The organism is Kribbella capetownensis (assembly GCF_004331485.1).
GTDB lineage: Bacteria > Actinomycetota > Actinomycetes > Propionibacteriales > Kribbellaceae > Kribbella > Kribbella capetownensis.
In genome coordinates, this window is the sequence record NZ_SJKD01000008.1 from 433,384 (window position 1) to 446,361 (window position 12,978).

The 12,978-nt window shown below is 68.3% G+C and carries 12 protein-coding genes, 1 other RNA gene and 1 pseudogene; 9 read left to right on the top strand and 5 right to left on the bottom strand.

The window, feature by feature from the left end; translation table 11 throughout:
- The first annotated feature begins 94 nt into the window (after positions 1-94).
- The 7 genes and pseudogenes from E0H75_RS32835 (at position 95) to E0H75_RS32860 (ending at position 7,207) form a co-directional block, all read left to right on the top strand.
- A complete protein-coding gene (locus tag E0H75_RS32835) occupies positions 95-670 on the top strand; it encodes a winged helix-turn-helix domain-containing protein (protein WP_238163397.1) in 576 nt (191 codons plus the stop codon).
- On the top strand, positions 667-1,383 hold the full coding sequence (locus E0H75_RS32840) for an SRPBCC family protein (protein WP_131517571.1): 717 nt from the start codon (positions 667-669) through the stop codon (positions 1,381-1,383). Before E0H75_RS32835 ends, E0H75_RS32840 begins: the two co-directional genes overlap by 4 nt.
- Positions 1,384-1,604: 221 nt before the next feature.
- Positions 1,605-2,813 (top strand): SGNH/GDSL hydrolase family protein, encoded by a 1,209-nt coding sequence (locus E0H75_RS32845; RefSeq protein ID WP_238163398.1) that lies wholly within the window; start codon positions 1,605-1,607, stop codon positions 2,811-2,813.
- Positions 2,814-2,971: 158 nt separating this feature from the next.
- Positions 2,972-3,187 (top strand): annotated as a pseudogene (locus E0H75_RS45105) (FHA domain-containing protein); the annotation flags it as partial.
- 1,389 nt (positions 3,188-4,576) lie between these two features.
- Positions 4,577-5,482, top strand: coding sequence for a hypothetical protein (locus E0H75_RS44350; RefSeq protein ID WP_238163400.1), 906 nt, complete (start codon positions 4,577-4,579; stop codon positions 5,480-5,482).
- Positions 5,483-5,561: 79 nt separating this feature from the next.
- A complete protein-coding gene (locus tag E0H75_RS32855; protein ID WP_131517573.1) occupies positions 5,562-5,999 on the top strand; it encodes a MarR family transcriptional regulator in 438 nt (145 codons plus the stop codon).
- Positions 5,996-7,207, top strand: a complete 1,212-nt coding sequence (locus E0H75_RS32860) for an epoxide hydrolase family protein (protein ID WP_131517574.1) — start codon at positions 5,996-5,998, stop codon at positions 7,205-7,207. The genes E0H75_RS32855 and E0H75_RS32860 overlap by 4 nt, the downstream gene beginning before the upstream one ends.
- 52 nt (positions 7,208-7,259) lie before the next feature.
- Here the strand turns inward: E0H75_RS32860 and E0H75_RS32865 are convergent, their stop codons facing one another.
- Positions 7,260-8,051, bottom strand: a complete 792-nt coding sequence (locus E0H75_RS32865) for a DUF4386 domain-containing protein (protein ID WP_131517575.1) — start codon at positions 8,049-8,051, stop codon at positions 7,260-7,262.
- A gap of 166 nt (positions 8,052-8,217) precedes the next feature.
- Here E0H75_RS32865 and E0H75_RS32870 point away from each other — a divergent pair, with 166 nt between their 5' ends.
- Both E0H75_RS32870 and E0H75_RS32875 read left to right on the top strand, forming a co-directional pair.
- Entirely contained in the window at positions 8,218-9,222 is a 1,005-nt protein-coding gene (locus E0H75_RS32870) for a helix-turn-helix transcriptional regulator (RefSeq protein ID WP_131517576.1), read from the top strand.
- 6 nt (positions 9,223-9,228) lie between these two features.
- The gene (locus tag E0H75_RS32875) at positions 9,229-10,167 is read left to right on the top strand and encodes an AraC family transcriptional regulator (RefSeq protein ID WP_131517577.1); all 939 of its coding nucleotides are present in this window, start codon (positions 9,229-9,231) and stop codon (positions 10,165-10,167) included.
- A gap of 470 nt (positions 10,168-10,637) precedes the next feature.
- Here E0H75_RS32875 and ssrA read toward each other — a convergent pair.
- The 4 genes from ssrA to smpB form a co-directional block, all read right to left on the bottom strand.
- Positions 10,638-11,014, bottom strand: a transfer-messenger RNA (tmRNA) gene (ssrA, locus tag E0H75_RS32880).
- Positions 11,015-11,104: 90 nt separating this feature from the next.
- Positions 11,105-11,794 carry a YoaK family protein gene (locus tag E0H75_RS32885; protein ID WP_131517578.1) on the bottom strand — a complete coding sequence of 230 codons (690 nt, stop codon included), beginning with the start codon at positions 11,792-11,794 and terminating at the stop codon, positions 11,105-11,107.
- Between the two features lie 19 nt (positions 11,795-11,813).
- Positions 11,814-12,374, bottom strand: a complete 561-nt coding sequence (locus E0H75_RS32890) for a DUF1707 and DUF4870 domain-containing protein (protein ID WP_238163401.1) — start codon at positions 12,372-12,374, stop codon at positions 11,814-11,816.
- 103 nt (positions 12,375-12,477) lie between these two features.
- Entirely contained in the window at positions 12,478-12,957 is a 480-nt protein-coding gene (smpB, locus tag E0H75_RS32895; RefSeq protein WP_131517580.1) for an SsrA-binding protein SmpB, read from the bottom strand.
- Positions 12,958-12,978: the final 21 nt, after the last annotated feature.

A 12,978-nucleotide genomic window follows, 5' to 3' on the forward strand; every position in this document is an offset into this window, starting at 1 on the left:
GCAACTGCGGCCCGACCAACCCCATGCCGCTCATCGTTTCATCAGCGCAGTTCACTCTATTGACAAATTTTTCTGTCAAGGAGAGATTGGGCGCATGCTGGGATACGTCGAGGAGCCGGAGAAGCTGCGCGTGGCACTGTCGCCGATCCGGCGGCGGCTGCTCGAACTGCTCCGCGAGCCGTCCTCGGCGACCCAGCTCGCCGCTGCGCTGGAGCTGCCCCGGCAGCGGGTGAACTACCACCTGCGCGAGCTGGAGAAGGCCGGGCTGATCGCGCTCGTCGAGGAGCGGCAGCGGCGTGGATTCATCGAGCGGATCCTGCGCGCGAAGGCCGCGACGCTGGTGGTCGATCCGGCCGTGATGGGTCACGCGTTCACCGATATCCAGGACCAGTACGCCGCCGAGCACCTGGTGGACGTGGCCGCCGGCACGGTCCGGGACGTGGCCCGGATGCAGAGCGCGGCCGACGCCGACGGCAAACGGCTGCTCACGTTCACGCTGGAGGCCGAGGTGCGGTTCGCCGAACCGGGCGACGTACACCGCTTCACCGATGCCCTGACCGAGGCAGTGCGGCGGACCATCGAACAGTTCGACACTGAGAATGGGCGGCCCTATCGCCTGATCGCCGGCGGCCACCCGGCATCACGACGTACCGAAGGAGAACAAGGATGAGCGAGGAGACACCGCGGATCGTGGTGACCGTGGCCGCGCCGGCCGAGGCGGTCTGGGACGCACTGCGGAACAAGGACAAGATCCGGCACTGGCACGGCTGGGAGTACGAAGGCACCCAGGGCGGGCTGGAGGAGGAGATCGACCTGATCTACTTCACCAAGGTCGACGACAGCCAGGTCGGGACACTGGTCCTCGGGGACGGCGACCGGTTCGTGGTCGAACCGGTCGAGGGCGGGTCGCGGATCACGCTGACCCGGTCGCCGCGCGGCGCGAATCCCGACTGGGAGGCGTACTACGACGACATCACCGAGGGCTGGACGACGTTCGTCAACCAGCTGAAGTTCGCGCTGGAGCAGCACCCGGACGACGAGCGGCGGACGCTGTTCTACGTCGGCACCGGCGCCGCCTCGCTGACCGATGAGCTGGGTGTCGACATCCGGCCGGCCGGTACATCGTACGAGCTTGACCTGGTCGGCGAAGCGGTGAAGGGCGAGGTCCTGTACACCTCGGAGCACCAGGTCGGCCTGACAGTCGATGCCTGGGGCAACGGTCTGCTCGTGCTCAGCTACATCCCGCCGGGCGAGCTCAAGCCGGAAGGCTCCGCGATGGCGATCCTCAGCCTGTACGGCGACGTCGACCGGGACGCACTGGACGCGCGCTGGAAGACCTGGTGGGAGACGCACTACGTGCCGGCCAGCCTGCCCGGTACGTAACGACAGGAGGTATCCCGACCGTCGCCGAGTCGTCAGGCGTGTTCGGCGGCGGAAACTAGCGAGAAATGGCGGCACCTCCTGTCGTTACGTCCCTGACACGGCGGTGACAGGGCGCAAACGTGCCAGCACTCTCGGTCTGTCTCTCGCGGTTACTTCTGAGTACCTTTCTTGCCACGGCAGTCGCCGCCCCGCGGCCGCCCTCCGGCGAGAGAGGTCCTCCGGTGAACATTCCGTCCCGCTCACTCGTGCGTCGAGTGTCCACGTTCCTCGTGCTCTCCATGACCGGGCTCTGCCTGGTCGCCACCCCCGCCCGGGCCGACGGTCCCGGCACCGGGACGCCGTACGTCGTCACCCTCGGCGACTCCTACATCTCGGGCGAGGCAGGCCGCTGGGCCGGCAGCTCGAACAACTCCGAAGCACCGGCCGACGCGCTCGGTGCGCACGCCTACCACGACAACGCGAGTCGCACCGCCGAGCAGATCCCACGGTGCCACCGCAGCAGTTCCGCCGAGGCGTTCATCGGCGGCGGTGTCGGCGGACTGAACCTGGCCTGCTCCGGCGCCAGCACCGCGACCAGCTCTGGTGACGAGTTCAAGCCAGGCATCGACTTCTACGACGACGGCGCAGGGCATCTCGGGCAGGCGAAAATGCTGCAGCAGTTCGCGGCCGGCCACAACGTGCGGCAGGTGGTCGTCTCGATCGGCGGCAACGACTTCAAGTTCGCGTCGATCGTCACGCAGTGTGTGACCGACTTCCTGCTGTCGCCGTCCTGGTTCCCGGACTACTGCAAGGACGACTCCTCGGTCGTCGCCAACTTCACCTCGGCCAACGTCACCGCCGTACGCGGGAGGATCGCGACCGCCTTCCAGAACGTGCGCACCGCGATGCGGAACGCCGGGTACGGCGACAACGCGTGGACGCTGCTGGTGCAGACGTACCCGTCGCCGATTCCGGGTGGGAGTGGGTTCCGGTACGGGCAGAGCGGCTACACGCGGCAGAGCGTGGGCGGCTGCGGATTCTGGAATGCGGACGCCGACTGGGCAAACAACACCGCGCTCGTCACCATCAACAACACGGTCCGCGCGGCGATCGGGCAGTCCGGGCTCGGGAACGTCCGCCTGCTCGAGCTCCAGTCAGCCTTCAACGGCCGCCGGCTGTGCGAGAGCTCGGTCGGTCTCTACGAGGAGGTCGGGCTGAGCTCGTGGACCCAGCCCACAGCAGTCGACAAGACCGAGTGGATCAACCAGATCCGCACCGTCACCACGGTCGGCTCCAACTACTACATCCAGGAGAGCCTGCACCCGAACTATTGGGCCCAGCTCGCGCTTCGCTCCTGCGTCCGCCAGACCTACACCCAGAACCGCGGCGGCACCTGCACCATCTCCGGCACCGGCCTGCTCAACGGTGAGCCCCGGATGACGCTTGGGTAGTGCCGTCCGTCACCCAGTACGGCGGCCCCGTCGGGGTCGCCGTACCGGCGGTTGATTAGGCTCGGTGCGTTGTTGGTGCTCTGGACCAGGTGAGGGTGGTACAGGCAGAATCGCGCAGACGAGTCGGCTGCTTCGTGGGGTGTTAGGGCGTAGTGGAAATGGAACATGCGCTGTCGCTGGGCGGTCAGCGCTGGGATCTGTCGGACGGTAGCGACTCGATCACCATCGGGCGCGCCTCCAACGCCGACATCCGGCTGACCGCGGACGACCAGATCTCCCGCATCCACGCCCGCCTCACGCGCTCGGGCAGCACCTGGACCCTCATCGACGAGTCCCGCAACGGCACCGCCCTCAACGGCCGCCGCCTGGCCGCCCCCACCCCCCTCACCAACAACGACCAAATCCACATCGGCCGCTCAGTCCTAACCTTCCACGAAACCCCCACCCAAGCCGCCCCACCCCCAGAAGCCCCACCCACCTCCTTAACCCCCGCGGAAACCCCGCCCGCCTCCTTCACACAGGCAGAGGCGCCGCCCGGCTCCTTCGCTTCACCCGCGGACGCTCAACCGGCCTCGTTCTCTCCGCCTCAGCCCCCTCCAGCGGCCGCGTATCCCCCACCTGCCGACTTCCCGCACCCCGCCGACGCCTACCCCGCCCCGGCGAACGAGCAGTACGCCGCGCCCGCGGACGACCAGTACGCCGAGCCCGCGGAGCAGTACTCCGCGCCGGCAGAGGACCCGTACCGCGCGCCTGCGGAGGACGCGTTCTCAGGACAGGCAGACCGTGCATACGCCGCGCCCGACGAGGCGTCGTACCGAGAGCCGGACGCCTCAGCGCACCACCCCGACTCAGGCGAGCCTCCTGCGGCGACACCTTCCGGATCCGCAGAGCGGCCCCAGGTTGCCGACCGGTTCTCCCTCGCGGAGCCCCTCGCGCTCGGCGACCCAGCCGCGTACGCCCCGGTCACTCCTCCAACCAGCCGCGCGGACCAAGGCCAAAACCCCTTCGCCCCGCCCGAGTCCGAACCCAACCCGAGCCCGTACGCACCCACCGCCCACCAGCAACAGCCGACGCCACCTGATCCCGACCAGGACGCAAGCGCGTTCACCCCGCCCAACCCCGCCGACCGAGGCCCCAGCCTCGCCGACCGCGGCCCGAGACCAGTCGCCCCACCCAACAGCCACCAGGAACCAAGCCCCTCCACCCCACCCGACCCCAACCAGCACGCAAACCCGCACACACCACCCGAGACCGACCGAGCCACAAACCCCTTCGCCCCACCCCAACCCGAGCAAGCCGCAAGCCCATTCGCCCCACCAGAGAGCGAGCCCAGCGGCTTCGCACCGCGTGAAGGCGAGCCGGGCAGCTTCGCGCCACCCGAGAGCGAGCACCGCGCGAACCCGTTCGCCCCGGCCGAGGGCGAGCCAGGCAGCTTCCCGCCAGCCCAGGCTGAGCCGGGGGGCTTCGCCCCACCCGGAGACGAGCGGGGCGCTAGCCCGTTCGGCCCGGGTGGGGGTGAGCCGGGCGGCTTCGGGTCGGGTGAGGGTGGCCAGGGTTCGAGCCCGTTCGCGCCTGCTGGGGCTGAGGAGGGTGTGGGTCCGTTTGGTCCTGCCGATGGGGAGTTTGGGGCGGCGGGTGGGGAGCGGGGTGATGAGGGGCTTGGTGGGGTTGTGGGTGAGGGGGTTGCGGTTGGGGCTGGGGACTGGGGGGCTTATCCGTCGGCGGACAATCCGGAGCCGGCTCGGTCGCCGTGGGCTGCTGGGATGACTGTGCCGGTGCAGTTCGACCGGTCGCAGGCCGGCCGGAACGAGTCGGCCGGCTGGCCCGAGACCGGTCGGGCCGAGGACCAAGCAAGCGTCGCCCCAGCCGGCGGGCCGCAGACATCACGCGGTGCAGCCGGCGCCCGGCCGACATCGCGTACAGGGCAGGCGCGCACGGCGGAGGCGCGCGCCGCGAAAGCCAAGACGCGACGGTCCGCAGACGCGGATGAGGTCGGCCAGGTCAGGCTCGGCCGTGTGCTCGCAGTAGCAGGCGCATTACTCGCACTCGGCCTCTTCATCAACCTCATCATCACCTTCCTCTCCTCCGGCCCCGGCGGGCCGCTCCGCTGGCTGGTACCGCCGGTCATCGCACTCATCACCGCGATGGTCGTCGCCCTGATGGACGCACTCAGCCCGCAGGAACGCGCCCCCGGCCGTCTCAACGTCTCCGTAGTCGTCGCGATCGTCGTCGTACTGCTCGGCGTCGGCGTCGGCGGGTTCGCGCTCACCGCCGCAGCCCAGTACGCCGCCGGCTACGTCACCGGTAAGGAGTCCGGCGAGGCCCGCCTGGTCAAGCCGGTCGGGAAGGCATTCGAAGGGCTGACCGTCACCGTCGAGAACGTGACGTACACGAGCCACTTCACCCGCGTGCAGCTTGCGGTCAAGAACGCCGGCGATCAGTCGGTCGCCCTGCCGCTCGACAGCAACGTCGCCCTCACCGGCCCGGAGGGCAACGCGATCCGCGCCGACGACTCCCGTAGCCAGTGGCCGGGCAAGTTCCCGTCCGGCGGTACCGAGCACGGCACGATCACCTTCACGGGCCATCTGCCGGACAATCTGACGACCGCGACCGTCACCCTCAGGTCCGGTGAGAACCCGGTCGCCGTCGGTATTGCCCTCAGCAACTGACACCTGCGGAAACCGTTGCTCCAGGCAACTCGAAGAAATTCGCGTGCGGACTTACATCGATTATTGATACGGTTCCGGCATGGCGGCAGAGGTGGATGTCGAGCGGCTGACCACAGCCATCGAGGACTTCAACCCGATCTTCATCCGGTTGCCCGCGGTGCGCAGGTTCAACTTCTCGACGCTGTCGGTCCTGCACACGTTGTCGCGCAGCGGCACACTCCGGTTGACCGATCTGCTGGCGACCGAGCAGCTCAAGCAGCCGGCACTCACCAGCCTGGTCACGAAGCTCGAGCAGGACGGCCTCCTGCAACGCCGCCCCGACCCGACCGACGGCCGCGCGATGCTGCTGTCGCTGACGCGCGCCGGCCGGCAGGTCGTACGGTCCCGCCATACCGAACGGGTCACCAAGCTTTCCCGCCTGGTCGACCGGCTGACGCCCGAGGAGCGCGACGTACTCGCGAGCTCCATCGACGTGCTGACCCGGCTGACCGAGATCGCCGCTGAGGAGCGACTATGACCAGCTTTCCCTTGGAACCAAGCCCGATCCACGTCCCGGACGACGTCCTCGACGACCTGCGCCGCCGGCTCACCGCCACCAAGTGGCCGCTCGACGCCGGGAACGACGACGGTTTCTACGGCGTACGTCGTACTCAACTGCAGGCACTGGTGGAGTACTGGGCCGACGGGTTCGACTGGCGTGCCGCCGAGCGGGCGATCAACGCCTTCGAGCATTACCGTGTCGACGTGAACGGAGTACCTGTCCACTTCATGCGCAAGCCCGGTGTCGGGCCGGCACCGATTCCGCTGATCCTGAGCCACGGCTGGCCGTGGACGTTCTGGCACTGGTCGAAGGTGATCGGTCCGCTCGCGGATCCAGCGGCGTACGGCGGTGATCCGGCCGACGCGTTCGACGTGATCGTGCCGTCGCTGCCCGGGTTCGGGTTCTCGACACCGCTGACGAACCAGCCGGACATGAACTTCTGGAAGATCGCGGACGTCTGGCACGACCTGATGACCGGCGTCCTCGGGTACCCGAAGTACGCCGCCGCCGGGTGCGACGTCGGCGCGCTCGTCACCGGGCAACTCGGCCACAAGTACGCCGATGAGCTCTACGCGATCCACATCGGCTCGGGCCTGAAACTCACGTTCTTCAACGGCGACCGCGGCTGGGACCTGAGCGGTGGCAACCCGATCCCGCCGAACCTGCCGCCCGCGATCCACGACCGGATCATCGAGCTGGAACGGCGGTTCGCGGCCCACCTGGCCACGCATGTCCTGGACCCGAGCACCCTCGGTTTCGGCCTCGCCGACTCACCGGCCGGCATGCTCGCGTGGATCCTCGAGCGGTGGCTGAGCTGGTCCGGCGGCGACAAGGCGTTCAGCGACGACGACCTGCTGACGAACGCCACGATCTACTGGGCCGGCAACGCGATCGACACCTCGATCCGCACCTACGCCAACAACAACCGCTACCCGTGGACGCCGTCGCACGACCGTACGCCGGCCATCGAAGCACCCACAGGCATCACGTTCGTCGGCCACGAGGACCCGCCCGGCGTCAGCACCCCCGAGGAACGCGTCCAGAACTTCCTGAACAGCGACCGCGCCGAGTGGTACAACCACGTCAACCTGACCGCCCACCCAGGCGGCGGCCACTTCATCCCGTGGGAACTCCCCACCGAGTGGACCGACGACCTCCGCCGTACATTCCGCGACTATCGCTGAGAGGCGCGGAAGAACTGAGCCGTCCGGGCGCGGAGATTCAGAACGGCATGGTCTAGGAGTTGGCCGGCGGGTTCGGCCGGCGAAGGAGCAGTACGCCGAGTACTAGTAGCCAGATTGCCCACAGGTAGCTGCCGAGGAGGCCGCCGAGGTCCCAGACCGGGAAACTGGGGATCGCGGTGGCGAGAATGTCGCCTTGGTTGGTGAAGTACAGCACGCTGGCGAGCAGCCCCAGCCAGCCTGCCCATCTCGGCATCACCTTGGTTCGCAGGATGATGATGCTGACGGTGACCGACCACGCGATGCCCAGGAGTTGTCCCAGGTGCTCACCCAGTAGCGCGCCGCCGTACTGATGCTGCGCGGTCCACGCCGCGGCGACCGCCGTACGCGTAGCCGTGTCGCCGTTGACGTACGTGTCGGCAAGCGGCGGTACTACGAAAACCCAGCGCAGGAATCCGATCAGCGCCAGCAGCACAGACGCCGCGCCCGCCCAGGTCGCGACCCGCAGAGCCGCGTCGTCCCGGCGCTTCAGCGCAGTCGGCAGCAACAGGATCGGTACGGCGAGGATCGCGTACGTCCAGGCGACCGCGAACCACGTCCAGACCAGGCTCGTGCCGCCGTCGACGTACTCGGGCAACACCACATCCGCCGGTTGACGCAGGATGTCGGGCCAGTCGAACGTCATCGACAGCACCGTCGCGGCCACCATGAAGGCCACGGTCGCCACGATGAAGACGATCCCGGTGAACTTCGCCGCTGTGATATTTGATCGAACTGCCGGAGCCTGCGCGATGTCGATCTGTTCGACGTCCTCGTTGCGTTGATGACCTCGTTCGGCTCTGTCCATGCCAATCGCCCCCTTGGCGCGGTCATGGCTCCGGTTTGCCCGGGCCCCCCGACCCCACCGCTTTCAGGATGCGCGCCGGTTCCAGCACTGTCCATGGCCGCTCGATCCATGAGGGTTGTCCGGTTTCGCTGCGTGGTGTGTGGGCGTAGCTTCGGAGGAAGTCCTCGTGGAGGTTGACAACGTGACGGCAGCCGACGGCACCCGAATTGGTGGTGTCGTACGAGGTTTCATGCTCGGCGAGGGGTCGGACGCCGTCGTGGACGCCTTGGATGCCATCTTTCCTTCCGCCAGTCCGCGAGTCGCCGGCGGCCAGCCGTCCACCGGGGCAGTGACGATCGAGACGACGCAGTGCGGACCGTTGGGCTCCGATCGATGGCATATCGGCCTGGGCTTCGCGGTGGACACGGAGCCGTACAAGGAACCGCTCGTTGTCTGGTTCTCGCGACCGGCCGTCGCGACCGTCCCGAGCGGGGAGTTGCGGGTCCCAGCCGGCGGCTCGCTGATGCGTGCGCCGGACGACCCGATGACGCTCGACTTTCCGCCGTTCGACTCGATCGGGACGCGGGTCAGCTACGGCGATCTCGAGGAGGCCGCCGAGTCGGCGCACGGCGTACCGCCCAGTGACTTCTGGCTGGGCACCGGGCTGCCGCTCAACGCCCGGCTCAGCGGGTACTGGCAGTCGGTGAGCCACTACGTCCACCGCGTCCTGACCGACGCACCGTCGTCCGCGGACAGTCCGTTGGTCGCCCAGCAACTGCACACGCACGTCATCGCGTCGATGCTCGCGGTCTTCCCGAACGCGACGCTGCGGGTCGCGTACGCCCCCTCACCCGGGTGGGTGACGCCGGCGTCCGTACAACGAGCCGTGGATTACATCGACGCGCATGCCGCCGAACCGATCGGCGTCAACGACATCGCGGCGGCCGTCGGTACGAGCGCCCGTGCACTCCAGTACGCCTTCCGCCGGCATCTGGAATGTACGCCGTTCGAGTACCTACGACAGATCCGGCTTGAACACGCGCACCACGACCTGCAGACGACCGACCCCGCCAGCGGCGTCACTGTCGGCACGATCGCTTTCCGGTGGGGCTTTTCCGTCCCCCGATTCACCGCCTCGTACCACGCCGCCTACGGTCGCAGCCCAGGCCGGACCCTCCAGGAGGGTTGCTGAGCTGCGATGGCTGTCGTCTTCGAGAGCACCACGATCGACGAGATCGAGGCCTTTCTGTCCGAGACATACACGCGGGTGAACCTGTCCGGCCTCAACGGCGTACCGACCCGGACCCGGATCGTCCGAACCTTCCTCCCCGGGCTGACCAGCGACGAGTTCCAGCTCGGGGCCGATCTGTCCTACCGTGCCGATCCGCTCGACCACTACATTCTGTGCAGCCTTCGTTCCGGTGGAGTTGAGATCCCGGAGTACTCCGCTGGACCGGGCGACGTACTGCTCCTGCCGCCTGGAGAGCGTGGGCTCACGGGCAGGCTGCGGCACCCGCGCGAGCTCCTCCTCATGCTCGACCCCACCGTCCTGCAACGGGTTGCCGCGACCGCACTCGAGGGGCGAAGGCCCGCGGCGCTCAGCTTCCACAGCCACCGCCCCGCCACGACCGCGGCCCGGCGGCAATTGCGGGACGCGATCGACTACGTGCACACGCAGACACTCACCAACCCGGCTCTCGTCTCCGAACCCCTCATCTCCACGACCATCACGCAGTTCCTCGCCGCCATGGTCCTGGCCACGGTCCCCAACAACACCCGCACCGACCGCACCGCCGAGAACCGCCGCGACGCCCACCCCGCCACCCTCCGCCGAGCGATCAGCTACATCGAGGCGAACCCCCAGCGCGACCTCACCATCGCCGATATCGCCACCGCCGCCGGCGTCACCAACCGAGCCATCCAACTCGCGTTCCGGAGGCATCTCGACACGACCCCACTGGCCTACCTCCGCCAAGTCCGCCTGGCCCAAGCCCACGCCGACCTCCAAGCCGCCGACCCCACCCAAACCACCGTCACCGCCATCGCCGCCCACTGGGGCTTCCACCACCCAGGCCGCTTCGCCAACCAATACCGAACCGCCTACGGCCAATCCCCCAGCACCACCCTCAACACCTAAGCCCCGACGCGCTCCCGTGATTGCCGGCTGGTGGTTCACCCCGACGCGTCCGCTACGCCGGCTCCTGCCGTCGCGTGCTCGCAGCCGCTCCCACCCGCCCCTTCCTTGCTCTGCGCGGACTCCTGCGTCGCCCGCTTGTGAGAGCACCGTGGAGTCGCCAAGACGTGCTTCCTCGGTCGACTAGGGACCGGAGTGCTGTGGCCGAGAGGGTGGTCGGTGGTGTTGGGGCCGTCGTCCGTTCATCCCGGATCGGTGCGGCCCCAATCGAGTCGTCACAGCCAATCATCGTGGGACGAGACCCCATGGCAGTCGCAAGCCGGGCGACGAAGGAGTCCGGCGCAAGCAAGGAAAGGGGGCGGGTGGAAGCGGCCGCGAGCACGCGACGGTAGGAGCGCGCGTAGCGGTCGCGTGGGGGGAACCTGCACGCAAGAAGGCCGGTCCCAAGGGGACCGGCCTTCTTGTACTCACAGGGGTGGAGGTGGCGGGAATCGAACCCGCGTCCTTCGGCGGTGTTTCAAGGCTTCTCCGGGCGCAGTCTGTTAGGCGTTTTCTCAGCCCCAGCGCTCTCACAGACACGTCGCTGACAGGCTCAGTCACTGTAAATGTCCCACACCAGCCCCGTGACCGGGCTAGTGCAGCAAGCTCCCTAAATGAGGCCAGGAGCCGGGGCGGGAGCATCCCCGGGCTGACCGCTTCTTTAAGTGCTCAGGCCGTCAGGCGGCGAGAGCGAAGCTACTGCGCTGGTTATTGGCAGTTATTGGTTTCCAGAGATCGTTAACGAGATAACCCTGGATCCTCGGCCCGCTTCCCTTGGAACAGACGTCCAAAGTCGAAACCGTTCACCCCCTGTTGAGTTGTCAAACTCCCACCGGTCCCGCAGGGCGGTGGAAGATCCACACTACCAAGTCCAACAGGCGACCCGCACCCGACATTCCCGTTACACACGGTCAGCGGCCGGCGACGCCTCGGGCGCGCGGAGGAAGATGACCGCGGCGCCCGCGACCATCAGCCCGGCCAGAGCGATCACCCACCCGGTGGTCCATCGGAGCAGCAACGCCCCCACCGCCGCACCGACCAGCATCGCGGCGATCGACCCCAGCCGGCGGTGAGGTTTCACGGAGCGACCGTTGCCGAGGACGCTGTCCGCTGCCAGCCCGGTCAGCGTCAGCGTGAGCACCGTCGTCGTCATATCCCGCGGCGCGACATGCCGGACGGTCGCGTTCTGCAGCCCGAAGCAAGCTGCCAGCGCCACGATCAGCACGTACGACGTCCCGCCCGACTCCTCGAGTACGCCGACCCCGACCAGCAACGCGCACAGCCACAACAAGATCGTCTGCGCCCCGAAGGCCGACGCCAGCCACCGCCGAGGCCGCGACTCCATCGCCCGCGCGGCTCGCCCGCCGGCGAGCGAGCCGAGCACGAACCCGAGTACGGCCGCGATCGGCGGACCAAGCCGGAACCCCGACTCCGGCGACACCGCGAAGCCGAGGAAGACGACGTTCCCGGTCATGTTCGCGACGAAGGTATGTCCGAACTTCAGGTAGCTGACCGCGTCGATCAACCCGGTGGCCGCGGTCAGGCTTAGGAACGCCGTGACTTCCCACCGCGCCCCGACAGGAACAGCCATGCCTGCCAGGGTAGAGGCACTACTTGATCAGACGCAGCGTGAACGGGTAGCGGAAGTTCGTGCCGACCGCGGTGGCGAGGCCGCCGATCCCGGTCAGGATGAACCACAGGATGCCGAGGATCGGGAACAGGAACCCGGTGAAGCCCTCCGTCACCCCTGTCATGATCCCCAGCAGCGCGAACGCCCCGAACGCGCTCAGCTGGAAGTTCAGCGCCTCCACCGCGTGCCTGCGGACGGCAGGGTTCTTCTGGCCCGAGGTCGCCACCACGATGGCCGGGCCGACGAAGAACGTCGGGTACCCGAGCCAGTGCGCGACGGTCCCCATCCCCCGGCCGTCGCCGGAGTACTGCTGCACCGGGGCCGGCCGGGTGAAGGCGGCGGGTGCGTACGTCGGGACTGGCCGGGACACGAGTCCGTCGAAGGTGCTGTTGAGTTCGGCACGGGTGCGGGCCTTCAGAGCCAGCTCCAACCGGGTGTCGAACTCGGCGTGGTCCAGCCGGCCGTCGGCGTACATTTCTTTCAGGATCTCGACGGCGCGGTCCCGTTGGGCCGGCGTCACCAGCAGGTCTGAAGTGGACATGCATCCACTCTGCGCGCCGGAGGGCGTCCGCCCCATCGGGTGCAGCCCCCAGCCACCCCTGAGCCGACCCCAGGCAGCCCTCAGCCCTGCCTACCCAGGCCCCTCAGTCGCGGCGGCGGGTGCGCTCCGAGAGGGCGCGCCGGGCCTCGCGGTCGGCCTGGCGCTCGGCCAGCGCGTGCCGCTTGTCGTAGTCCTTCTTGCCTCGCCCGGTGGCGAGCTCGACCTTGGCGTACCCGTCCTTGAAGTACAGCGACAGCGGGATCAGCGAGACGCCCTGCTGCTCGACGGCCCGGATCAGCTTCTGCACCTCGTCCTTGTGCAGCAGCAGCTTGCGGGTCCGGCGCGGCTCGTGGTTGGTCCAGGTCCCGTGCTTGTACTCCGGAATGTGCATGCCCTGTAGCCACAACTCGCTACCGCGGACAGCGGCGAACGCGTCGACGAGGGAGGCCCGGCCTTGCCGCAGGGACTTCACCTCGGTCCCGGTCAGCACCAGCCCGGCCTCCACCACGTCCTCGATGTGGTAGTCGTGTCGCGCCTTCCGGTTCTGCGCGATCGGCTTCTGCTGGCCGGTCTGTTTCACCATCCGACCAGTATCTCAGACTGC